General features: G+C 55.4%; 21 protein-coding genes. 15 read left to right on the top strand and 6 right to left on the bottom strand.

Annotation, left to right across the window (positions count from 1 at the left end):
* Positions 1 to 529: 529 nt before the first annotated feature.
* Together GRAN_RS24010 and GRAN_RS24005 are read right to left on the bottom strand one after the other, a co-directional pair.
* A complete protein-coding gene (locus GRAN_RS24010) occupies positions 530 to 1,057 on the bottom strand; it encodes a hypothetical protein (RefSeq protein ID WP_128915607.1) in 528 nt (175 codons plus the stop codon).
* 501 nt (positions 1,058 to 1,558) lie between these two features.
* A complete protein-coding gene (locus GRAN_RS24005; RefSeq protein ID WP_128915606.1) occupies positions 1,559 to 2,719 on the bottom strand; it encodes an IS30 family transposase in 1,161 nt (386 codons plus the stop codon).
* Positions 2,720 to 2,852: 133 nt separating this feature from the next.
* Between GRAN_RS24005 and GRAN_RS24000 the strand changes: the two genes are divergently transcribed.
* Positions 2,853 to 3,218 (top strand): energy transducer TonB, encoded by a 366-nt coding sequence (locus GRAN_RS24000; RefSeq protein WP_128915605.1) that lies wholly within the window; start codon positions 2,853 to 2,855, stop codon positions 3,216 to 3,218.
* Between the two features lie 1,182 nt (positions 3,219 to 4,400).
* Here the strand turns inward: GRAN_RS24000 and GRAN_RS26805 are convergent.
* The 3 genes from GRAN_RS26805 to GRAN_RS23980 form a co-directional block, all read right to left on the bottom strand.
* Positions 4,401 to 4,646, bottom strand: a complete 246-nt coding sequence (locus GRAN_RS26805; RefSeq protein WP_128915603.1) for a tyrosine-type recombinase/integrase — start codon at positions 4,644 to 4,646, stop codon at positions 4,401 to 4,403.
* The gene (locus tag GRAN_RS23985) at positions 4,582 to 5,280 is read right to left on the bottom strand and encodes a tyrosine-type recombinase/integrase (protein ID WP_128915602.1); all 699 of its coding nucleotides are present in this window, start codon (positions 5,278 to 5,280) and stop codon (positions 4,582 to 4,584) included. Before GRAN_RS23985 ends, GRAN_RS26805 begins: the two co-directional genes overlap by 65 nt.
* Before the next feature lie 692 nt (positions 5,281 to 5,972).
* Positions 5,973 to 6,584: a ParA family protein gene (locus GRAN_RS23980; RefSeq protein WP_128915601.1), complete on the bottom strand. Its 612-nt coding sequence runs from the start codon at positions 6,582 to 6,584 to the stop codon at positions 5,973 to 5,975.
* Positions 6,585 to 8,065: 1,481 nt separating this feature from the next.
* On the opposite strand from GRAN_RS23980, the gene GRAN_RS23975 reads away from it, so the two are divergent.
* The 6 genes from GRAN_RS23975 to GRAN_RS23955 all read left to right on the top strand — a co-directional run bounded on the left by GRAN_RS23975 (position 8,066) and on the right by GRAN_RS23955 (position 13,847).
* Positions 8,066 to 8,284, top strand: coding sequence for an antitoxin (locus tag GRAN_RS23975; RefSeq protein ID WP_206662840.1), 219 nt, complete (start codon positions 8,066 to 8,068; stop codon positions 8,282 to 8,284).
* A complete protein-coding gene (locus GRAN_RS23970) occupies positions 8,281 to 8,697 on the top strand; it encodes a type II toxin-antitoxin system VapC family toxin (RefSeq protein WP_128915599.1) in 417 nt (138 codons plus the stop codon). The genes GRAN_RS23975 and GRAN_RS23970 overlap by 4 nt, the downstream gene beginning before the upstream one ends.
* A gap of 155 nt (positions 8,698 to 8,852) precedes the next feature.
* The gene (locus GRAN_RS23965) at positions 8,853 to 9,959 is read left to right on the top strand and encodes a replication initiation protein (RefSeq protein ID WP_128915598.1); all 1,107 of its coding nucleotides are present in this window, start codon (positions 8,853 to 8,855) and stop codon (positions 9,957 to 9,959) included.
* 1,661 nt (positions 9,960 to 11,620) lie between these two features.
* A complete protein-coding gene (locus GRAN_RS26525) occupies positions 11,621 to 12,283 on the top strand; it encodes a hypothetical protein (protein WP_241655132.1) in 663 nt (220 codons plus the stop codon).
* A gap of 5 nt (positions 12,284 to 12,288) precedes the next feature.
* Complete coding sequence (locus GRAN_RS26520) at positions 12,289 to 12,564, top strand: hypothetical protein (protein ID WP_241655131.1); 276 nt, start codon at positions 12,289 to 12,291, stop codon at positions 12,562 to 12,564.
* A gap of 1,049 nt (positions 12,565 to 13,613) precedes the next feature.
* Complete coding sequence (locus GRAN_RS23955; RefSeq protein ID WP_128915597.1) at positions 13,614 to 13,847, top strand: hypothetical protein; 234 nt, start codon at positions 13,614 to 13,616, stop codon at positions 13,845 to 13,847.
* Here GRAN_RS23955 and GRAN_RS23950 read toward each other — a convergent pair.
* On the bottom strand, positions 13,844 to 14,179 hold the full coding sequence (locus GRAN_RS23950; RefSeq protein WP_128915596.1) for a helix-turn-helix domain-containing protein: 336 nt from the start codon (positions 14,177 to 14,179) through the stop codon (positions 13,844 to 13,846). The two genes, GRAN_RS23955 and GRAN_RS23950, sit on opposite strands and share 4 nt — an antisense overlap.
* Before the next feature lie 308 nt (positions 14,180 to 14,487).
* On the opposite strand from GRAN_RS23950, the gene GRAN_RS23945 reads away from it, so the two are divergent.
* The 8 genes from GRAN_RS23945 to GRAN_RS23910 all read left to right on the top strand — a co-directional run bounded on the left by GRAN_RS23945 (position 14,488) and on the right by GRAN_RS23910 (position 22,037).
* Positions 14,488 to 15,411: a LysR family transcriptional regulator gene (locus GRAN_RS23945; protein ID WP_128915595.1), complete on the top strand. Its 924-nt coding sequence runs from the start codon at positions 14,488 to 14,490 to the stop codon at positions 15,409 to 15,411.
* Between the two features lie 412 nt (positions 15,412 to 15,823).
* Positions 15,824 to 16,183, top strand: a complete 360-nt coding sequence (locus GRAN_RS23940; RefSeq protein ID WP_128915594.1) for a hypothetical protein — start codon at positions 15,824 to 15,826, stop codon at positions 16,181 to 16,183.
* 8 nt (positions 16,184 to 16,191) lie between these two features.
* Positions 16,192 to 16,455, top strand: coding sequence for a VirB3 family type IV secretion system protein (locus GRAN_RS23935; protein ID WP_128915656.1), 264 nt, complete (start codon positions 16,192 to 16,194; stop codon positions 16,453 to 16,455).
* Entirely contained in the window at positions 16,436 to 18,787 is a 2,352-nt protein-coding gene (locus GRAN_RS23930; protein ID WP_128915593.1) for a VirB4 family type IV secretion system protein, read from the top strand. Before GRAN_RS23935 ends, GRAN_RS23930 begins: the two co-directional genes overlap by 20 nt.
* 65 nt (positions 18,788 to 18,852) lie before the next feature.
* Positions 18,853 to 19,689: a TrbG/VirB9 family P-type conjugative transfer protein gene (locus GRAN_RS23925; protein ID WP_128915592.1), complete on the top strand. Its 837-nt coding sequence runs from the start codon at positions 18,853 to 18,855 to the stop codon at positions 19,687 to 19,689.
* Positions 19,689 to 20,930 (top strand): TrbI/VirB10 family protein, encoded by a 1,242-nt coding sequence (locus tag GRAN_RS23920; RefSeq protein ID WP_128915591.1) that lies wholly within the window; start codon positions 19,689 to 19,691, stop codon positions 20,928 to 20,930. Before GRAN_RS23925 ends, GRAN_RS23920 begins: the two co-directional genes overlap by 1 nt.
* 8 nt (positions 20,931 to 20,938) lie before the next feature.
* Positions 20,939 to 21,841 (top strand): hypothetical protein, encoded by a 903-nt coding sequence (locus tag GRAN_RS23915; protein WP_128915590.1) that lies wholly within the window; start codon positions 20,939 to 20,941, stop codon positions 21,839 to 21,841.
* Between the two features lie 13 nt (positions 21,842 to 21,854).
* A complete protein-coding gene (locus tag GRAN_RS23910) occupies positions 21,855 to 22,037 on the top strand; it encodes a hypothetical protein (RefSeq protein ID WP_128915589.1) in 183 nt (60 codons plus the stop codon).
* The last annotated feature ends 23 nt before the right edge of the window (positions 22,038 to 22,060 follow it).

Genomic DNA, 22,060 nt, shown 5'->3' with positions numbered 1-22,060 from the left:
TCTTGCGTTCTGGTGCGCTCACCTATATTCGAGGTTGGCATGCGAATGAGGATGCACACACAAGAATCTGCACCGTAGAGCTGGATTACAAGCGGCAAAGTGGGAACAGGAACCTGCCCCGGGCAGTCCGAGTCAGCCCTACTCGCGTGTTGATTAACTCACCAGAAATGTTGATCCAGCCGTGAACGCGAAGGAGCGCTCGTTCCATGAAAACGGCGTTATCGGCAGCTTCGACTTCTATCGCTGGATGAACACCTTGGTCTTACAGTCATAGGCGGCAAGTTCGCCCGGATGGCCATCGGCTGTATTCCCTACGTTGCGGCAGCACGCTTCGGCCTGGCTGCATTCCCCTCGGTGAGGATGGGGCCAGAGACTCCCCCGGGTTGGCCTTTCGAAGGGGCTCCCGGGACTCCTATGACTCCGAGTACCCTCCGCTCGACACGTAGCCGGGCAACATCAACCCGATTGGACGGTTCATCATGCGTGATTGCCGACAATGCGACCTCGCTGGAGTTAGTGGTCTTGTCCGCTACCTCGATTCTGGTACCCTTCCGATTCCAAACATAAAGGCATCCAACGAATCCACAGGACTGAAGCCCAACTCGCCATCTTTCAGAGTTTCTTGTGTTGTGAGTGTAAAACAGCCATTATCTGCCTGTTCGATCTTTATCTGGATTTCTGACTCTGGAAGTACCACCTTGTAACCACCTAGCAGTGTATTGGTCGCAATTGTGATTATCCGGGTCTTTGCATCTGACCTGAACCTATAAAGCTTGTAACGGGTGGGATCGACGCCGCATACGCGAAATACCTGATGCGGTTCTGCCTGAAGGCGGAGCGCCGCGTGCGCTCCCTTCACCTTCGCAGAATAAATACCCCGTCCGCTCTGTGGAGCTGCTTCCTTCTCAACAGCCTTGAATTCACTTCCCTCAGCGTAATAGACGGTGCCGATAGCGTAGCGCAAATCTGCATCTTCCGCCCAGGTCATAAGCGGCGACAACGAGACGAGGCTAAGTAATACGAGCGCGACGGCTGACTGTGCTGTGTCGAACTTCATACGGTCCTCCTACGTCTCTTGCCAGCTTATAGGCTAGTCGGGTCTTCTAAAGACGAGTGAGGAGTTGCAATTGTCAAACCTTTGTCAGTTCTGCATGTCTTTCAAGGTGTCTTGAGCCAGCAGAAGCATTGTTGGAAACCTCGACCGCTGTCCGCCTCTTCCTGAACTCGATCGCTACCCTACGACCGAGAATGCCAAGACCGTGATTTCATGGAGACACAGAAGGCCCCCTTCGCTCCATTATGCTGTCAGCATGGCGATAGGCCACTACATACCAGTTCGGGAAAGCGCTGTCGATCAATCCAAACCTCCCAGAAGCGCGAAACAATCGGGTGTGTTGGAAAGCGGCTGGATTCAAAAGCAACGTTGTAGTGGTAAATGGGCAGGCAGCGTCAAAATCGTCGTCGGCACCCGATCTAGACGCTCGCAAACGGCATTTTGACCAGCCTCGACCCATCCGGGGTGTCCCGATGACCGAAGTTGCCGATAACACCGGCGGTCTCAACCGGTCGATGCAACACTGGCATGAAGTTTACTAGCCGGAGTTTCAAAGTCCAACGTTTTGCGCGGGCGTTGATTGAGTCGCAGGGCTACCTTGTTGAGGTCTGCCTGGGAGTAGCCGGATAAGTCGGTTTTCCTGGGGAAGTACTGTCTTAGAAGTCCGTTGGTATTTTCGTTGGTGCCGCGCTGCCACGGGCTCTGCGGATCACAGAAGTAGACGTTCACCTTCGTGGCCACTGTGAAGGTCTTATGTTTGGCCATCTCGAGGCCACGGTCCCAGGTCAACGAGCGCCTCAGCGAAGCGGGCAGCTTCCGAACTTGCCGAGTGAGCACGGCAACGACGGTCGCCGTGTCCTTGCTGGATACTTTGACCAGGATGGTGAAGCGCGAGTGCCGTTCCACCAGGGTCGCGATGTGACTGTTGCCGGAGCCGCTGAGCAGGTCTCCCTCCCAGTGGCCAGGGATGGCTCGGTCTTCGATCTCTGCAGGTCGTTCCCTGATAGAGATGGCATCGACGATCTGACCTCGGGACTGGCCGGCAGCCTTGGCATGAACCGAGCGGCGGATCTGCCGCCTGGAGCGCAGGTGCTGCATCAGCTCTTTTTTCAGCACTCCTCGAGCCTGAATGAATAAGCTGCGGTAGATCGTCTCGTGGGACACGCGCATGCTCTCGTTGTTGGGGTATCGTCTCTTCAACCAACCGGGAATCTGCTCCGGCGACCAGTCCAGGATCAGTTTACTGGCCACGGCCAAGCTCAGCTTCCTGTGGTGGGCAAGCCAACAGCTCTTAGGCCGAAGTGCTGAGTCCCAGGCTCTCTGATCAGCCTCACTGGCTCGATACATCAGACGGCCACCATGACGCGCCACCTCCCGGCTCACCGTAGACGCTGGCCGTTCGAGACCCCTGGCTATCTCACGAATCGACGAGCCAGAAGCCATGCCTCGCGAGATCTCTTCCCGCTCGGCCAGCGTGAGCGTACGCTGCGACCGGCGACGGACCGCCGGAGCAATCCCTCCGTGCTTCGATAACAGGAACTGAATCGAGCCATGGTCCTTGTCGAAGGCTCGACCAATCTCATGCAACGAATCCCCTGCCTTCCAACGCCGCCAGATCTCCGCCTTCTGCTCCGCAGAAAGGCCAAACTGTCTTCCTCGTCTCATCAACACCACCTCCGAGAAATGATCTAAATCAGATGGTGTTGCATCGACCGGTTGAGACCGCCCCGACTTTCCGGGAGCGGGCCTGCTCGCCATATTCCCAAGCAGCGCTCCAGGGCTTAGAATTCGTCAGTAAATGACGGCGCTCGCTTTGCTATTGACTTTCGTGTTGACTATGCCGTGCCCTATGCAGGAGCCGACGGTAAATGCGCCGGTGCGAGTTTCAAGCGGCGTACTGGCAAAAGATCTAGTAAAAAGGGTTGATCCTCAGTTCCCAAAGGAAGCGAAAAGGCGAAAAATCAATGGACTTGTAGTACTGCGAGTCATCATTGGTACGGATGGGACAGTCAAAAAGCTACGGGTGATCAGTGGACCCGAATTACTGCAAACGAGCTTCTCGAAAGCCGTCAAGCAATGGGTTTATAAACCTTATCTCATCAATGGAGTGCCAGTGGAGGTCGAGACGACGATCGCACTTGAATACGCTATGGGAGGTTCCTAAAGCCAGTTAGCACCTGCCGTTCCCTGAACAACGGGGTTATGGGAAACTTCGACTCGTCAAGTACGACCAAATCGCCGATGTTGCCGAAAACGCGAGTTTGCGGGAGCGTCGGTGCGCAGGTGACGATGACGGCGTTTTGTATCAGGACCTATGGCTCCCCCGAGCGCTCAGCCCTCGTCCAATTAAGCGGAAGGAGGATAGTTAAAGGCATGTCGAGCCGCTCGAAATGTGTTGTTTTTGTTGTCGCACTGTCGGGAATCGGCCTTTTGCGCGCGGCGTCCGTTCTTGGCTTTCTCGAGGATGCCGCCCAGCATACTGCCGCCCAAAGCTCCTTGCTTAGCCAGTCAATGCGGACTTTACCTACGGCTCTGAGGAGCTTTGACCAGGAACACGACCTTGCAAAGAAAGAGCAAGATTTGCTGAGTATCACTCAGCGATATCCAAATGCTGGCCCCGCTCTTTTGCACCTAGCGGAGAGTACCCGCTCGACGGACACACGCTGGATGGCGATGCGAGGGATGAGGGACGTACATTTTGCTGGCTGCGCACGATTTCTAGATGACAGTTTGAGAAGCCCAGATGTCTTAGTCCGTTCTAATGCGGCCAGAGTCATCGGAGACCTTGGCTTTCGATCAGCGGTTCCGGACCTGTTAACGATGTTTGTGGCAGAACAAGATCCTGGGGCCGTCGAACAAGCCTCGTTACCCCTCAAAACTCTTCGGATCAAAGCGGCGGTGCCCTCCATACGAGCCAAACTTCCCTTGTTCACCGGGCAGACCCGCCTATGGCTCCTTCAAGCTCTTGGGAGCCTGGGTGACAGAAGCGATGTCCCCGCGATCGCGGGCTATCTCGAAGATCCTGATTGGGTACCTCAAGATATCGCCGCTACTGCTCTGGAGGAACTGACCGGAGTGAGTTTCGGGCCGACTCGGGAAGGCCCCACCTCTTTACCGACACTTCAGACGCTCAGAGCGCGAGCTTGGTGGAACCAACATCGCGAGAGCTGGCCTGATTGCAGCGATTGTCCAAAGAAGTAGCCGCTGAACAGCAGTCAGATCAGTCAGTCTCCGTAAGTCGCAGTGTCGTCAGTGATCCCGTCGCGCCCAAAACGGCGTTTTGACCAATTTCGACCCCGAAGTGCTGTCTGGAACCGCGCGGTCCCGAAGCTAAAACCGGACGCTTCTACCGCATTTCGAGTCCGATCGCGTCATTGACGGCATGAACCAGGGATTGCTCCGTGCCCAGGTAGGCCGCTGTGGTCAACAAGCTGGCATGACCAAGCAGGATCTGGATCTGCTCGAGGTCGCCACCGGCCTTGCGGCAAAGCTTTGCACAGGTGCGGCGGAGATCGTGAGGAGCCAGCTTACCCAGCTCGGTCTGCTTCGCATAGCGCAGGACCAGCCTCCAGACCGCCTTGTCGTCCTTCATCTCGGTTCCGATGATGACATCGCTCTTGTTGACCGGCCGGAAGATCCGCCCCGGCGGTGATCCCCGTCGCCTCAAGCCAGAGATCGATGCGGGCTTTGGCTCCTGCGGGGACGGTGACGGTCCGGACCCGGTTGCCTTTCCCGAGCATGTCCGGGATGACCCACCTCCCTTCCCTCTGCTCGAGGTCTCCGACGTCGAGACGGAGCAGCTCCCCTCGGCGCAGACCACAACCGAGCAGGAGAGCGATCATCGCCCGGTCACGCCTACCAGCCAGCGTCTCGGCGTCAGGAGCATTGAGCAGCTGGTTGGCCTGATCCTTCATGAGCCAGTTTCCGATCCGGGTTCCCCGCTTCTCGACTCCAGGCACACGCTCGACCGCCGAAGCGACCTTCGGGTCGAGCATCTGGTTGTCGGCCAGCTCACGTGCCAGCTTCCGGATGGGCGAAAGGCGGAGGTTGATGGTGGACGCGGAGAGTCCGTCGGCGATCAGCGCTGCCCGGTACTGCTGGACGACAGCTTTGGTGAAGCCGGTCCCCTGCCCTGCGACCCTGATCCAGGCGAAGAATCGTGCCAGCCCGGTGCGGTAGGACCGACGGGAGTGCCCGGAGGTGACCCCGTCGAGCACCAGGTCCATCAGCCGCGCTTCCGTTGCAGCGGCATTTTCGTCACTTCCCTGCCAGATGCTGATTTGAAGTGTCACTCAACTATAATGTGACGATAACGTGATTATCGGGTGCAATAACAGCATCTCCGCAGAATTGCCTAGAGGCGTTAGTGCGGGATCGCGCAGCTATTCCTAGCACAAGAGCAACCGTGTTCGAGACTGGTCCATGTGGTTCTGTCCAAACCGATGCGGTCTTTCTCCTAACCTCGCCTGGAAGTCCGCCTTCGATCGGATAGCTCGGCATCTCTAAGCGCATGGAGAAACCTAACGTCGGCTTCTATAAGGGAAAGTGCAGCGCGCACGATCATGCTGTCATTGGCTCGAACTCCATGCTCAGTGGACGCGTAGCCGCTGAGTTGCCGCAGTTTGGTCAAATCCTCCGGGTAGAGATAAACCGTATTTCGGGACGGCTTCAGTGATGAAGAGAGCGGTTTGACGGGCGCACTCGACAGCTGCGGCCGGGCTGCTTGGGACGGCGGGGCTTGGATGGTGGCTGGACCGTTATTCCGCGGCGCTAGATTGCCATCCGGAGTTCCTGGATTTTGCTGGGTCAAAGACATCTCAGAGTCGACTCGTTCGGTAGTCGCCGCTTTGAGGCTGGCGAGTGGGTCGTTTTTGATGGCTTGGAGCGGGTGATATTTTGCTTTTGCCATGGGTACCGGTTATGCCCTCGCTCGTTCTTTGCTTCCCTGCACCAGAGAAGTTTGTGGAAGACTGACGATCTCCAAAGCCAATTGACCCGCGAGCGCTTGAGCGCTGCGATCGAGTACGTTCCAGCCTCCTCCACCGACGAAATGAGCGAAGACCTGCCGGTCCGGTATTTGGGTCTTCAGTGCTTTGATTTTTAGGGCCGCCACTGAGTCGTCTACGCTGCGAGCCAGAATGGTTCCTGATTTCACCCGATTGATGAGGACGCGGACCGCTGCCCGGGGATTTGTCTTCTCTGCAAACTCCACCGCTTCGCTGACCTCCCAGAAGTCAACGACTGTCTGTCCGGTCACAATGATAATTACGTCCGCTTGTTGAACCGCAACCAAACTAGCCGCGTGTTCGAGATTAGGAGGGGTATCGAAGACGATGTAGGTGTACTGGTTCTTCGGCACAGCTATTTCTACTTCGGATCTTGAGTGCCGAATGCTCTTTGTGCTTGAACCCTGTTTGTCAAAATCTTGTAAGGCTACGTGGTTACCAGCCTGCCTCAAGGCTTCCGCCACGAGGAGGCTTGAGGTGGTTTTCCCTGCCCCACCCTTTTTGGCCAAGAAGGCTATTTTCAAGTCATACTCTCCTAAACGCTTAGGTTCATACTCTCATACACCGGGCGATAAGCATGGATTCCTAACAATGCACTTGGATGAGTACCTACTATCACACTGTCCGATAGATTTCGGATGAAGTCTCAGCGGGACTTCTAACCTGCGTTCGTTGACTATTAAGTATGAGAGTATGAGAGTAGGTGCGAATACCGCCAGTTAGTTTGTGATGTGTGACAGTCGGAGTGTCATACTTAACCATCAATATAGGCCCAATGTCTAGACGATCAGGCACTGTCTCGATTAAGCGCCGTCAATCAAGATCGTGTGAGTTTCTGATTGGCATGTCTGGGATTATTGCACTTACTTGCTTCTCATTTTACCTATAGCGGCTTTCCTTCCGCGCTGTAGCAGAGTAGGACTGTCATACTGTAGGAGTTTTGGGACAGATCTGTTGCGGCTTTTCTAACGAAGCCCCACTGATCGGCAAAAAATGCGCATTTCGTCGAGCACTAGCGGAACTGATTTGTCTAATCACAGCAGCGCAAAGTGTGACAGTATGAGTTTCACCGTCGCTAGACTTTGCTGATCCAAACTTTCGATGGCGGGATATTGAGTCTTAGACAATCCGCAGGCCACCGGCCATTCCATTTGAGAGTATGAGAGTAGGACAGTAGGAGCACACATGAGGCGGTTCGTCCGTTGATAATCTGGCTGTAGGAGTGTCATCCCTACCCATTGATTCGGGCACCGTATTTGGATGGTCAGCTGCTGTCTCGATCGCTCGCTGCTCAGTGAAGAGAGTATGACAGTATGAGTTTCTGGATGGAGAGATCTGGAGGTTGCTGCACTAGCCTTCTCATGACTTATAGCGGACTTCTACGCATGCCACAAGAAAGTAGGACAGTCATACTGTAGGCGTGCGATCAGGTTTATCGCAGCTCTTCCGAACAGAAGACGTCTGCTCGGCGAACGGGTGCGCAGATTCGCCGAGCGTTAGCGGCATAGAGGTTTTCTGATCGCTAGCCGCCGACAGTGTGACAGTATGAGTTTCACTTTCTCCAGACTTTTGCCGATCGAAACTTTCGACGTCGGAATACTGAGCCTTGGACAATGTGCGAAGCCACCAATCACTCCATGATCGCCGGCCGCACCTTTCCTGAAGGGCTGATACGCGGACCGTTCCGTCTTACTACGAGCTAATAGACCTATTGACCGGCTCGTTGATGCATCGGCGCGACTTGACGGTCGGACTAGTCGCCGACGAAGAACAGTGGGAAGAGAACAGCGAGAATTGCCTGGTCGCGCTTTCACGAAGAGGAGTACGGTGTACGGATCTCGAATAACGCATGCTATCAATAGCAAGAATGCACTTCTAGCCGCACGGAATTAATGCGTTTACGCGCACGAATAGTCTTCAGCCTTGACATGTTTCCGCTGTATAGCAATGATGGATAGCAGTTTGAGGTGAATGTATGTTCCAAGTTGCCAGAGCACGAGTCTTCATGAGCGGACGCAGTCAGCACGTCACGATTCCAGCCGAGTACCGCTTTTCAGCCGAAGAGGTCTTCGTGCGCCGTGATCCCCAAACCGGGGATCTTATACTCTCGCAAACTCCCGGAGGTTGGCACGAGTTCTTCGCTGCCATTGACGAGAACCCATTTCCCGATGACTTCCTAACTAATCGGGCACAAGGTACCGCCGAGATTCGTGAAGAGCTATGAGCCAGCTCTACATGCTCGACACGAACATGGCGAGCTATCTTCTCAAAGGTAAGTCACCGGCTACGCGCCAGCGCATGTTGTCTCTTCAGGTAGGCGAGCTGGCTTGCATTTCCGCAGTGACCGAGGCGGAGATGCTCTATGGCATCGCAAAATCTGGGATAGGGGAACAGCGGATGCGACTTTTGAACTGGTTTCTTCTGCTCGTCGCCGTCCAGCCGTGGGGGAGGGAAGAGGCTGCGGCGTACGGACCCTTGCGGGCCAGACAAGAGGCGATGGGAAAGACCCTCGGTCCCCTCGACATGCAGATTGCCGCTCATGCAATTTCACTGGGAGCCGTCCTCGTCACCAACGACAAAGCGTTCCACCAGGTTCCCGACCTCGTAGGTGTTGATAATTGGGCCACCGATCTCTGAAAATCGAGTGATTCAGTGTGACAGTATGACTATCATACTGAATCAAATTGGATGAGCAAAGCCGCTAGAGAGTGGGTATGCACTAACGGCGAGTTTGCTGGACACGATATTTGTTTTTTGCTGAAAGAGCAGTGAGAGGTCGAGAAGGACAGAAGATGACGAAGCCTGAAGCCAGAGAACTGATGACAATAAGCGAGTTCCGTGAAAACGACATGGGAGTTCTAGTACTCGCCGGGACCCGGAAGCGGGTAGCAGTCCGCGCAGACGCGGAAGGCCGTTTCGTGCCGGTCGATCAGGAGCTTGTTGTACATAGCAACCCTCCGCAGAAGCCGAAGAGAGACCACAAAGCTGAGGTGATCAGCGCGAGGAGCAGTCGCGCGATGAAGAGTGCCGAGACTCGAATCGCCCTTCAGTCGGACGAAACTGACGTAATGCAGCTCGCCCAAGCCCTGATTATGTGTGGCTTGCCATATTCGCGCACTGCTGAGCGCCAAGTTTCACGTAAAGCTCGCTTGGGAGATGGCAGCACGGTCACTGTAACGTTCACTGCACAAGATGCCTCGACCGACATGCCCTTCGGGTCAGACCGCTTGTTGCTGCATTATTTGCTCGATAAGGCTGTCAAGTCCGGGAGCCGCTACGTGAGCTGGGACACCGCGAAACAGTTTATGACCGACCTGGGTATGACCGGAACCGGCGGTAAAGCGTACGCTGACCTCCGCCATCGCTTTGATAGGCTCCGTGCGTTGGGGATCTTTGTTTCGAGGAAAGGTGCCGGTCGGAACGATACTGCGAACATGTCGGCGTTTAGCTCAACCCGTCTACCTTCCAGCATGGACCTGAACGCTGAAAACGTCGGACAAGAACTGCTCCCCTTGCCGAACAAAAGCAAGTACGGAATTGAGATCGGGGAGGGCTTGTTTAACGATCTGATCAAACATCACGTACCTGTTCCGACAGAACTACTGATCCAAACACGTGGGAATGCTCAGCTGCAAGACATCTGCACATTTCTCTATTGGCGGTGCTTCTCGGCAAATAGCCCTTCGGTCATTCCCTGGGAATCGATCCGGGAGCAACTCGGGAGCAGCGACTCCAATCCGCGTCGGATTAAGCAACGCTTCGCCGATGCTATTAAGTTCTTCATCCAGATATGGCCGGAGCTAAATGCAGAAGTCACAAAGGCCGGACTGAAGGTGGCGCCCCCGACAGGTGGTACATATCTTCTTCGTCAAGGTAAGGCAGCTAGGCGGATCGGGTGATTGGGTCAACAACCATAATCCACAAGCACCGGCGTCCTTCCAGGTACGGTTCGACGTTCTTCCGAGTCTGGGCATTCGTTCCTCCGGGTATTACGAACGTTCCTCCGGGTATATTCTTTCGTCCTTCCGGGTACAAAAACAGACTGCTTAAAGGAAGCAAGATGTTTCAAGATGTTTTTCAAGAAGAACATGATTTAAGCAAGACTGTATGAACGATAAAAAGTGTGGATCGCAAAGACTAAATAATTTGGATACAGCCTCTCACTGGATGCTCAGATGGGCTCTACCTGACGCTCCAGGAGTCCTATAGAACAAACCCTACTCTTTTTCAGTCACGGAGCCTCGCAGATGGCCTCTCCGTCCCACTGGATGGTATAGCAGCACTTGATCGACATCAGAAAATTGGTGGTAGATGAGCGGGCGAGATATGCCTCTGAATGATGGACGCACAGTTCGTCTCCAGGCCAGTCGTCCGAAATCGTCCTTCCGGGTACACTCCGTCTGCGCTCGACAATCTTCGTCGTCCTTCCGAGTACGATAAATTCGTCCTTCCGGGTACGCTACGACCCTCAATAAGCCATGTAGTTTCGTTCCTCCGGGTACGGTTTCGGTATTTTTGCTTGATACCTCCGTCGTCCTTCCGGGTACGCATTACCTAACCTCGGCACCCAAGTTAATCGTCCTTCCTGGTATGTACCTGTCGTTCCTTCGGGTACAGTTGAGTTGTTTTTTGGCGAGCAACATCGTTCTTCCGGGTACAGGCCTATAGCTCTCCGAGAAACGAAGAAAAAATCAGCCTCCACTTGTCCCACATCACTGTCAAAGTATTATCTGTCGTTCTTCCGAGTACACAACAGTCGTCCTTCCGGGCACGTGGACAACGTTCTTCCAGGTACAGAATCGTCGAGCCATGAGTATGGTCATAGCTGGTTCCGACCTTTCGTATCGTCCTTCCGAGTACACGGCGCGCAAGTTCCACGGAGTTGTGCTCAGAAAGTCATGAGGCGCGCAACTTTGGTGGCATTCGACTTTCCTGAGCAATGGGAAACTTCTCACCAATTCGAAATGTCCGCCCAGGCCAAGCTCGTCACCATGCCTGATGCCGTTGATCTCATCCGCTTCGAGAAAATCTTCTCCAGATCGGCTTCTTCGGCGCCCACGAGCGCCGTGGCAAAGCCCTTAGCTCGCGCCGCCGCATCGAGCAGTGGATGAACCGCGACGGCAAGAAGATAAGGTCTCTGCCAAATTTCGTTCCTCGGATGCTCTCGGTCTCCCCTCAACCTCCGACCGCGATAAGTACATGGCCTTCATGAAGCTCGCCATGGAGCAGAAGCTCCGCACCGGCGCCATCTCGAATCCCATCCGCTTCTCCGGCTACAGCCTCCTCAACATCCTTGGCCAGTGCGACTCCGGCGAAAACTACGAAGCCCTCAATAGCTGGGGCATGCGCATGGCGGACACCACCATCACCTCGGAGCAGGTCATCTACTCCTCGCTCCGTAAGCACTACAGAACAAGACGGTCCACGTCTTTCGCAGCTTCACCCGCCTCGGTTCCAGCAATCTTGATAACTCAAACAAGGTCGACATGTTCGAGGTCGAGCTCGAAGACTGGCTCCTTGAAATCTCAACGAGTCCTTCGTCGTCCCCGAAGACTTCAACATGTACCGCAAGCTCACCCGCCCCACTGCCAAGGGTATCTTCGTCTATCTCTATCTCTGGTTCTACGCCAGCCAGGGCAGGGAAGTGGAGAAGGACTACGCCGAGCTCTGCGCTCTGCTCAATATCCGCAGCTATGAACACGTCTCGAAGATCCGCGTGACGATGGGTCTCTCCCCGAACGAACTCGTCTCCATCGGCTACCTCAAGAGCTGGGACATCAAGCCGATGAGCTCTAAGCAGGGTTACAAGCTCGTTCTTACGCCGGCCCGCGCCATGAAGGATGTCCTCGTCCTTACCCAGCGCAAGCAGCTCGCCTTCGCGGCCGCCGCCAACGATGTCCCTCTGTCGGATTCAAGGGAACTCACCCGCGTAGCTCGCGTGGAAAACGGAGTAAGCGAAGCCAAGGCCGCCGAACTCGCCCGCAAGCTGGAACCCATCGGTCTCCTCGAACGGGTCGAATACGTGGCCTACCAGATCGAGTCCGACTCCAGGGGCTCCATCAAGAATCCCGCCGGCTACCTCATCTCACCTTCGTCGAGGCCGAGCAACAGATTCCCGCCACCTTTCGTACCCGTCGTCAGAAGCTTGCCGATGAAAGGAATCGCCTCGCGCAAGAGGGCCGCCGCGCCCGCGAAGCCGACCAGGAGAGTTCCCGAAATCTAGCCCAGATGCAGCTCCAGGCAGAGTACGAACGCTGGACCGCGTCTAAGGTAGACGCATCACTCACCGAGCAATTCCCGGGAAACAAGATGAACGCCCGTCTCAAACGGATTTCCAGTCGTCTGCGGAAAGATCCCGACACGGCCAACTTTCTCGAGCGCCTGACCCCAGCAGCCCGCCTCGCCGAGCTCACCCGCCGCCTTCGCCGCGAGGTCGCGCAAGAACTTCGTCTCTCTGGTCTCGAGGAATGGAGCACAGCGAACCCCCAGGGCGATCTGTTCTAGAGACCCAGTCCCTTTGGCAAATTACCCCCTAATGGCTCCATCTCTGTGCGGACCGCCAAGCACCAAACATGTCGCCAGAATACAAAAGCTGAACAAGGACAGATCGTTCACCACGCTAAGAATAGGACGGTTGTCCAGCTCAAACACACTTTGCCCCACATCCCAACAGGACTTTCGGTCCCTCAGAAGTTGCGAAAGCAGGAGCGATCAAGAAGCTCACTATGCGTCGACGCGGAAGAATGAGATCTTGGCCAACCGCCCCGCCGAATTCATGCGACATGCCATAGAACCTCTTATGTCGACCTCGATGACGCGCTGTCTTCTGCGTTTAGCGAGGGGAAGACGGGACGAGAAGAAAGGTGTTTGTGCCAGGCAGAGCCACGTCCCGATGTCCCGTCATCGTGTCCAGCGCTGCGCATTTATCTACAGGCCGATCGGCAAAAAACGGCTACACTGCCAGACGAATTAGTGGCAACCGAGGCCATCGACCGCACAGCACGTCGTACGATCCCCCGTCATGGCGTAATCCTGCCGGAACGACCCGTGGCGTTGCGCCGTGGAACGGACCACCTCGCCTGCCACCAATATGCCCACGAGTCGTTCGCAACAGGTATCTCCTTGAACGTTCGCTCATAAAGTCGCCCGCAGGAGATTCTGGGTTGGGAGCACAAGAAGCGTGCGGACGGATCTAGGGTTGAAGCAGGAGAACAGTGCGCTCCGAAATCTGCCATTAGATCGCGCAACCAAATTCCAACGGTCTTAAAGTACCTTGATCTCTGTCAACAAGGTCGGCTTGCCAATCGATATCGACACAGCAAATAGAATTTCCCGCCCTCTATGCAGAGCCGGGCGAGTTGAGTGCGTCGCCCGCAGCGTTGCCACTTCGGCTTGTTCAGGCGTGCACACGTAGGTAGCGGACCGCAGTAAGAGTCCTACCGATTTGCTTGGCTTACCAAGGTAAGGCAGTTTCGTTACGAGCGATCGTATTTCTCGCGCTTACCGATTTCTGGAAGGGAACCTAACTTGCTATCCTGGGGCAGAACGCTAATGTGAAGAGTTTTGCGGGCCCAAAATTGATGTCTTTATTACGAGTTGCTGCATTTGTGTTGATTGAGAAAACCGACGAAGAAACCGTGAATAAGGAATTCAATAAACTCATCGATGGCTTCGTCATAAGCCGCATCCCGATCTTCGATTGTGGCCTAATCTCCACTGAGGCCGAGGAAGTCGACAACGCTGACGAGGTTCGAGAAGAAGTATTGAAATCAGAGGAAGACGATTAGTCTCGCTTCTTGCCTCTCGCCGTTTGTTTGGAACGATCGGATCTCTTCGCTGGGGTCGGTGCGGTAACCGAGCTCTCTTGGTCTGATTGTGTCTCGGGCGTCCCGAAACGTCCTAAGCCGCGTACGAGATCCTCAAGAGGTACGTCAAAGGCTTCGCACGCTCTCAGCAGCGACGGAACGGAGATCGCCTTTCCGCTTTCAAAGCTCTGCCAATGCGTGGCGTGGAACTTGTGTTCAACCACCATCGTTCTTAGCGTCCAGCCGCGCTCCTTCCGCATCTGCTTTAGTCTCGCGCCCAGCTCTTTCAAAAACAATTCGTACGTGTATTGCATCGGCCACCTGGAACAGTTTGTTACATCCCTTCTATGGTTTAGCACACGACAGGTGAGAAGTCCCTTGACGTCACCACGGCTGCGTGACGAATCGTGGTTCCTTGGCCAATGTTTGACACGAGGCGCACTTCTCCGGCATTCTTCAGTAGAACTTAGGTACCCTAGAAATCTAGGTACCAAGAATTATTGCAATGCCTACACGATTACTGAAGTCCACCTCGCGAACGGCGTTCTGTGCATCTTCCGTAACGCGAAAGCAATTCGGCACCTCGAACCACTCACGCTGAGTCAACCTGGAGTCCGTTTTCATGCATAGTATTGAGTTCCGGCACCTCCGTTACTTCGTTGCAGTTTTCGGTCATCAAAGTTTCACTCGAGCGGCGGGCAAACTGTATGTGTCCCAATCCGCGATTAGTAAAGGGATCCGTGAGCTTGAAGATCGGCTCGGAACACCGTTGTTCTTCCGGCATTCCGATCGGGTCAGCCCGACTGCGAGTGGGCTTCAGTTGTTCGATTACGCTCAACCAATCCTTGAACTCCACGAGGAATCGCTACAGGAGCTTCGACGAATGCACGGTCGGGAGCCCAGAGATTTGCTGGTAGGTTGCGAGACGGCTGCTGATAAGCGCATTGTGGCGATCGCAGAACGGGTCTATCACAAGCTATATCCGACTTCCGGCGTTAAGACTGTCTTCGCACCGACAGAGCAGATACTGGAGCGCCTCGCATCTGGCAAAATCGATGCTGCCATCGTCACGCTACCTTCCGCTGAACCAGCCACCCGAGTCGTGACACTCGCTCAAGAGCGCATGTTGGTGTGCATGAGATCGGACGATACGTTAGCGGCAAGCTCCGCTATCGAGGCTTCGCAGATCACTGGCCGTCTCAGGGTCTTTCAACCGGTGGGCGCCCACTCGAAAGCCCATCTCAACTTGATGAAGTTCCTTGAACGGGAAGGAGTAGATACTGGCGCTCCCCTGTTCGCCTCATCCATCAACGGACAATTCGAGATGGTTGAGGCGGGTCTCGGGTTGACTCTCGTTCGAGAGCATAGCGATATCCCGAAAGGTCTAGTCACGCGGCCATTCTCGCGACTCAAGTGGACTTTAGACACAGCCCTCCTTTACCTCCCGTCGCTACGAAGCCGCAGCACATCAGTTTGGGCGATGCGTCTGGAACGCACGCTCAAGAGGAAGCCATTCCACGTCTCACGATCTCCACCAAGATCGTAGATGTCAACATAAGCAGGCCTCGTGTCACGCCTCCAGATGCGCTGGGAGGCGTGTTCTTGTTTACAGGAAATGATTGAAAGGGCTGGTCCTGTTATGAAAATTGGTCATTGGACATAGACCATCTGAGCTCCTAAGCTCACGTTCATTGGCTGGCAAAAGGCGCCCGTCAACACGATGTAAACCGCAGGATGACGAATCCTGAAACCTCGCAGGTAACCCGACTCCCTGGTCACGTTTGGCGTAAAGCCTTCTAAGCGGACCGTTGCAGCGAACGATCGAACAACACACAGCAACCTGATCCGGACACGCCTCCGGGTCGCGGAACCGCGTCTCCAACTCCAGCAACTGCGACTGCCGGACGCCTCGGCAGACGCCAAACCTTAGGAACTAACGAAGGAGCTCAATTTAATCTATGACTCTCCACTCTAAACCTGCGTTCTCAACGGTTGTCCGCCGCGCTCTTACACTCCTTGTTTCCTTAGCCGCTTCGACTGCTGCCCACGCACAAGGAACGGTCGATCTCAGCGGCGTAACGACAGCAATGTCAACCGTCGAGAAATCCTGCCTGCTTGGAGCTTCAATCGCCGTCGTCATCGGCATCGTGGTGGGCGTGTTCCAGTTCATGGGCCGGAACATCTCCGCCGGATTCATTTCCATCGCGGGCGGCCTGTTTGCCGGAATCGTTATCGGGTTCGCCCCTCAGTGGGTCGGATCACTCACCGGGCAGTCCCTCTCCATGGTTATTGCCCACGCAACGAAGGTGATGGCCTAACCATGCAGATAACGAAGCGAGGAGAACCACTAGCGATCAATCAGGCACTCAACAAACCCCGAGAGAAGCTGGGTCTCAGCTTGCCCATCTGGATGTTCATTGTGATTGTGTCGATTCTGGTTCTCCTCCTTCGGTTTTATCTTCTCTCAATCGCGATCTTCATTGTCATCACTGCCGGATGCTGGTTCATCGTCCGCAAACACCCAAAGATGTTTCAACTGTGGGGCTTGAGCTTCACGCAGAAGAGCTACTATGACCCGCGCAAACGCTAATCAATGGTTCACCGATGCGAAGGCAGCAAACAGCATCGTGCCTATCGCCCGCTTCGTTAGCCCAACCGTGTTCGCAACAAAGACGAGAGGTTACGGATGCCTCTTCTCAGTTGAGGGAATCGACGACGAAGGCCTTACGGACGCCGATGTCGAGGCACGAGTCCGCGCGATCGAGGGCGGACTGCGTGGGCTTCCAGAGGGTTCATGCCTCTATCAATACATGCGGGTGACATCCGGTTTTGCGATTCCCAGGAAGAAGAACTACAAGCATCCTGTTACTCAGTCCTTCGTCGACGATCGGCTGGACTTCCTCGACAAGACGGCAAAGTTCAGACGCATCGACCTTCACTGGTGCCTAACGTTCGAGCCCGAGCTAATCAACCCACTCGCGACGAAGCCGAAAGACCAGGCTAGCGAGAACGGAAGGCTGTTGGGGCAGTTGCAGAAGGCCGCGTCCATCCTCGAGACCCACTTGAGCCAGGAGATCGGTATCAAGCTTCTTGAGAAAGACCAGACTTTCAAGTTCTTCTGTGAGCTTTTCAATCTGGAGGAGTGGGCGGGGCACACCCGGCTTGTTTCAGACATGGGCGTCGATCAGCAGATCGCCAATAGTGCGGTTTCATGGCAGCCCGACCATCTGCGAGTGGGGAAGCGGTACGTCCAGATGTTTTCGCTTTCCAGCACACCCGCAACGTCACAGCCTTGCATGTTCAATGGGCTCACCAATCTGACATGCGATAGCGTGTTCTGCACAACGTGGCGTCCGAAGTCGACTTCATCGGTCCGTAAGGAGATTGGGGCACAAGAGAAGTGGATTGAGTTCTTCAAGGTAGGAATTTTTCAACGCCTGATGGCTGGCAAGAACTTCGCCGCACTCAATGAGGGGGTGGGTGCAAAGGCTGCGACCGATGGCGTTGATGATCTCGGATTGATCGTTTCCGAGTTGAATAAGAAGGCGCAGGGCGAGTACACCGCCCGGCTCCTACTGTCATCCCGTAGCGCCGCCGAGCTACACGACAACATTCCGGTTGTGCACCGGATCTTCGTCGATGCTCAGGCCAACATCATTGAGGAAAGCTTAGGCAATCTCTCCGCGTTCTATGCGATGTTTCCGGCCAATCACCGATACAGCGTTTATCCACTGTGGCTGGGCGAAGATCATCATGCCCGACTGTCACCAGTCTTTGCGCCTCACATCGGGCATCTGGTCTCTGACGATTTGGACGATGAGTATCTAAATGTTCTGGAGACAAGGCAGGGAACCCCCTTCTTCCAGGATGTCTTTGTTGAGGGTGTGCGAGTCCAGCTCACGATAGGGCCACCGGGCAAGGGCAAATCCGTCCACACAAACCAGATGCTCGCGCTGGAGCGCAAATACAACGGCTTCGTCTACATCTTTGACATCGGCAATAGCTACGAGAGCATGGTCGAGCTGTATGGCGGCAGGGTGGACAAGGTTGGTCTGGACGGCCCGCGCGTCAACCCATTTGCGCTAGAGCCCACTGAGAAAAATGTGAAGTTTCTCTACAACTTCGTCAAGATGCTGCTCACCAACGGCGGCGCGACGTTGAGCCCAGAGGACGAGGACACGGTGTTCAAAGAGGTTCAGGGCATGTATCACCTTGACCCACAGAACCGCAGACTCTCAAACCTGCTCCTGCCTAAACATCTAAGCCGATACCTGGCTAAATGGATAGACAAGGGCGCTTATCACGCCATTTTCGACAACGTTGAGGACTCGCTTAGACTTTCGCAGATCCAGTGCTGGGATTTTGCGGGCGTGGCAAAAGACTACCCCGACCTGATCGAGCCCCTCATGGTCTGGTTGCTGCGCCGGATCGACGACGTTCTGTATGACCCGAAGAATCTAGGTGTCCCCAAGCACGTTGTCATCGAAGAGATCTTCTCGAACCTCCAGAACAAAGAGCTGCTGGAGGGTGCGCTCGCCAGCATCAAGCAGGTTCGAAAAAACCTCGGCGGCGTCACCATGATCGCTCAGTCTGCCAACGATCTTGGAGTGAACGCGGACAGCATCGTCAACTCCTGCACGTCGTTTCTCTTACTTCCCGATGCGACGTTCAACCGGGACTTTTACGGCAAGCTCTTCAAGATGAATGAGCAGCAGCTCACCCTTTTCGAGGGCCTACGCCAGCGTGAGGCCCTTTATATGCGGCGTGACGGCGTGACCAAAGTTGTCACGCTCAATCTCGATCCCCGCAGCTATGCGATGTTCTCGACCAAACCAAAAGACAAGGCGCGGCGGGGAAGGCTCATCGAGAAGTGGGGGTTACACGAGGGAATTACCCGCTTTGTTTCAGGCGAAGACGCATAGTGCAGTTCCGCGCTAGCGGACTGCTTGACGACCACAGCTTTTATTCATCCAGGGAGACCGACCTAATGAAAACACCACTCTTGATTGCCGCGAGCCTCACGCTTGCGGTCACCGCCCATGCTGCGCCCCCGGCCACAGCACAACAGAAGGCTCCTCGTACGGTCGAAGTGAGCGCAACCTCCGCCCCGCCAATCATCAGAACGAGCCTCAATGAATCGACGCTCCTGGAGCTGCCCGCCGAAGAGAAGGTCGCAACGGTGTTCGGAGGAAACACCGACGATTGGATCTTCAACGCCGGGCACGTCGCCAGCCGTTTTATCAGCGTGAAACCGAAGGCCGCCGCCGCAAAAAGCACGACGAACGTCCACATCATCTCTGACCACGGAAACGACTACACACTGGAGTTGCAAGAGGTTTCGGGCGACCCGAGCGCGAGCTTTGATTCCACTGTCTTCCTAGTCCCCGCAGACAAAGAGGCTCAGAAGAAGCTGGCCGAGGCCCCCGTCTTCGTTCCGGTCGCGGAGGTCAAGGAAAAGCAGGACCGCTTAGAGAAGGAACTCGCCGAGGCCCAAGCGAAGGCGAGTGCCGATCACAAGACGGCTCAGGACGCGCAGGAGAAGTACGCCAGCACGTATCCGAGCAATTTGCACTTTGACTATAGCTGGGACCAGTCGAAGGCCAAGGCGCTTGGTGTCAGGCAGATTTGGGACGACGGGAAATTCACCTACATCCAGGGCAAGTTCGAAGAGCCGCCTGTGGTCTACGAGCTGAAGGACAAGAAGGGCTCAATCATCAACTTCGATTTCGCTAACGGTCTTTACACAGTGCCGAAGCTCCTCCAGAACGGGTACGTCGCGATCGGCAAGTCCAAGGTTGAGTTTCATCGCGAGGAGGCCAACTAATGGAAACCGTCCCCCAGCAGCCCATTTCGAAAGCGCCCATTTCTAAGACCCTGCCGATCGTCATCGCCCTCACCGGTGCTGTACTGCTGATTGGTGTATCGACCGCCTACAACGCCATGAGTAGCGGCCACAAGAAGGAAGCCACGAAGAGCACGCTTCAGGCTAGGCCCGCCACAGCCGACCCGCAACAAGTATCAGGGTTTGAGAAGCAACAGCAGATGATCGCAAAGAGCGATGCAGACCAGGCCCAGCTAAAACAGGCTCTTGATGCTCTGCAGGCCCAAGAGAGGGCGGTTCCTACCCCAGAGGCAGACTCAAGCGCCCCGATGACGCCAGCACAGAGCCGGGCCATCTACGGCAACAGTCCAAACGCCCCCAACCAGACATCCGGCCAGGCGGAGGCCAGGGCACAAGCCAAGCAACAGGCCGCCGAAAGGGAAAAGCGCCGCGTCGACGCACTCAACAGCGACACAGTAGCCATTGACTTCCAGACGCACGAGCAGAAACCAAGCGGCACCTCACCGACAGTCAGCGGGCCGACAGTAATTGCTACCCAGAATGTCACCGATGTAGCCGATGGCGAAACCCCGGAGCCGAAGGCAGCAGGAGCCAAAGCCAAAGACCCGATGGCTGCTTACGACTTCGACGAGTACGGCGGCAAGCTCTACCGCGTCTTCGAGGGAACAGTTCTTGAGGGCGTCGTCACCAACCACGCAGACGGCGGGATGGCTGGGCCGGTTCTCATCATGCTCACCACTGACTACTACTCACATGACCATCAGCAGCTCTTGTTGCCCCAAGGCACCCGTCTCATCGGCCAGGTGCAGGCTGTCAGTAGCCAGCAGCAGCATAAACTCGCGGTCGTCTTCCATCGTGCTGTATGCCCGGATGGATTTTCGATCGACATCGACAAATACGCAGGCCTCGACCAGATCGGCACCACAGGCCTCGCAACCAAGGTTGACCACGGCTATCTTCAAGCGTTTGCCGCAGCCGCCGCTATCGGGGGCCTGGGAGGACTCGCGCAGATCGGCAACACGGGCAGCGTTCTAACCCCAGATAGTCAAATCCGCAACGGCATCTCCTCGCAAACCAGCCAGGAGAGCGAACAGATCCTAAATCACTTCCTCAATCGGCTACCGATTATCACGCTTAAAGAGGGAACTCGTGCGCGTGTGTACATCGGCAAAGACATTCTCATCCCCTCCTACGCGGAGCATCGCGTCAACCCGACCCTCTAGGAGCACCCATGAAACGGCTCATCTACGGAAGATGGATCGCCATTGCAGCAGCGATGGGAGCCATGTCCCTTTCGGTCCCGGCACACGCTCAGTTTGGCGGTGTCGTCTTCGATCCAACTCAGTCAGCCCACGCAACACAGCAGATTTTCAATGAGGCAAAGGGACTCAGCAACCAGGCAACGAGGATCGCGCAAGGGTCTCAAACCAACCTAACGCTCGCTCAGCAGCTCACGCAGGACATTCAGATGGCCGGGACTGCACTCAAGATCTACAACCAGTCCATCACGACCTACAACACCATTTTCAACAACCTGAAGTATTTCAATTCGAAGCAGATTTGGAGGACCGCAGAGAACGCCCTCATGAACTCGTCCGTGCAAAACACGTATGGCGAGACCAGTGGGTTGCAATCACAGTTGAACGGCCAATCCCAGAACGCAAGCACTGTATGGAAGATCATGAATCTCGCGATCTCCGGTACGTCGTCGAGCTTCTGGGGGAACCAGATCGTAGGAGCCAGTGACCGTCTGTCGACGCTGGCGCACATTGAGGCGATGGACGCGGCATCGACGCAGTGTCTTGGAGCGGTGGGAGCCTACAACGCGGCCAGAACAAATGCCACGGCAGCGAATACGGCGCTCGACAACTCGATCTACGATACGTCCGTTCTCACCAACAGCGAGGTTGAGCAACTCAACCTCCTCACAATGTCCAACTCGCACCAGCTGCAGGAGGCACAAGCACAGGGCCAGCTCCAGGCTTGCCTCGCAGCGCAGTCCGCCGTCGCCAACATGGACAAGCGGAACCAGGCCTCACAGACGATCAACGACGCCAACTTCCGCATCACTCAGCAGGCCAACAACCCGACGTATATCGGTGGCGGCTCGCAGACGTGGACAACCTACTACTGACCGGAGCAGACCAATGAAGCCGTTCAGCATGAAGCTCTTGTTTTTCCTTCTTGCGGCGCTGGCAGTTTCCAGCGCCGGATTTGTCCATCTTTCGATCAGCCGGGCACACCAGGCGAAACAGTTACGCGAACAAAAGCAAATTCAGCAGGACGACGAAGACTACCGCAGACAGCTTGAAGCAACGAAGACGCATTAAGCCGACCAAACGGCGATTCCACA

Source organism: Granulicella sibirica, from assembly GCF_004115155.1.
GTDB lineage: Bacteria > Acidobacteriota > Terriglobia > Terriglobales > Acidobacteriaceae > Edaphobacter > Edaphobacter sibiricus.
This window is presented reverse-complemented; position numbering and strand designations above follow the sequence as displayed.

Bases quoted from the DNA above. Each gene is read 5' to 3' on its own strand.
- GRAN_RS23920 (WP_128915591.1), top strand. From the start codon at position 19,689: ATGGAAACCGTCCCCCAGCAGCCCATTTCGAAAGCGCCCATTTCTAAG.
- GRAN_RS24010 (WP_128915607.1), bottom strand. From the start codon at position 1,057: ATGAAGTTCGACACAGCACAGTCAGCCGTCGCGCTCGTATTACTTAGC.
- GRAN_RS23965 (WP_128915598.1), top strand. From the start codon at position 8,853: ATGACGAAGCCTGAAGCCAGAGAACTGATGACAATAAGCGAGTTCCGT.
- GRAN_RS23925 (WP_128915592.1), top strand. From the start codon at position 18,853: ATGAAAACACCACTCTTGATTGCCGCGAGCCTCACGCTTGCGGTCACC.
- GRAN_RS23910 (WP_128915589.1), top strand. From the start codon at position 21,855: ATGAAGCCGTTCAGCATGAAGCTCTTGTTTTTCCTTCTTGCGGCGCTG.
- GRAN_RS23930 (WP_128915593.1), top strand. From the start codon at position 16,436: ATGACCCGCGCAAACGCTAATCAATGGTTCACCGATGCGAAGGCAGCA.
- GRAN_RS24005 (WP_128915606.1), bottom strand. From the start codon at position 2,719: ATGAGACGAGGAAGACAGTTTGGCCTTTCTGCGGAGCAGAAGGCGGAG.
- GRAN_RS26520 (WP_241655131.1), top strand. From the start codon at position 12,289: ATGCAGCTCCAGGCAGAGTACGAACGCTGGACCGCGTCTAAGGTAGAC.
- GRAN_RS23950 (WP_128915596.1), bottom strand. From the start codon at position 14,179: ATGCAATACACGTACGAATTGTTTTTGAAAGAGCTGGGCGCGAGACTA.
- GRAN_RS24000 (WP_128915605.1), top strand. From the start codon at position 2,853: ATGACGGCGCTCGCTTTGCTATTGACTTTCGTGTTGACTATGCCGTGC.
- GRAN_RS23970 (WP_128915599.1), top strand. From the start codon at position 8,281: ATGAGCCAGCTCTACATGCTCGACACGAACATGGCGAGCTATCTTCTC.
- GRAN_RS26525 (WP_241655132.1), top strand. From the start codon at position 11,621: ATGTACCGCAAGCTCACCCGCCCCACTGCCAAGGGTATCTTCGTCTAT.
- GRAN_RS23985 (WP_128915602.1), bottom strand. From the start codon at position 5,280: ATGGACCTGGTGCTCGACGGGGTCACCTCCGGGCACTCCCGTCGGTCC.
- GRAN_RS23975 (WP_206662840.1), top strand. From the start codon at position 8,066: ATGAGCGGACGCAGTCAGCACGTCACGATTCCAGCCGAGTACCGCTTT.
- GRAN_RS23945 (WP_128915595.1), top strand. From the start codon at position 14,488: ATGCATAGTATTGAGTTCCGGCACCTCCGTTACTTCGTTGCAGTTTTC.
- GRAN_RS23940 (WP_128915594.1), top strand. From the start codon at position 15,824: ATGACTCTCCACTCTAAACCTGCGTTCTCAACGGTTGTCCGCCGCGCT.
- GRAN_RS26805 (WP_128915603.1), bottom strand. From the start codon at position 4,646: ATGAAGGACGACAAGGCGGTCTGGAGGCTGGTCCTGCGCTATGCGAAG.
- GRAN_RS23915 (WP_128915590.1), top strand. From the start codon at position 20,939: ATGAAACGGCTCATCTACGGAAGATGGATCGCCATTGCAGCAGCGATG.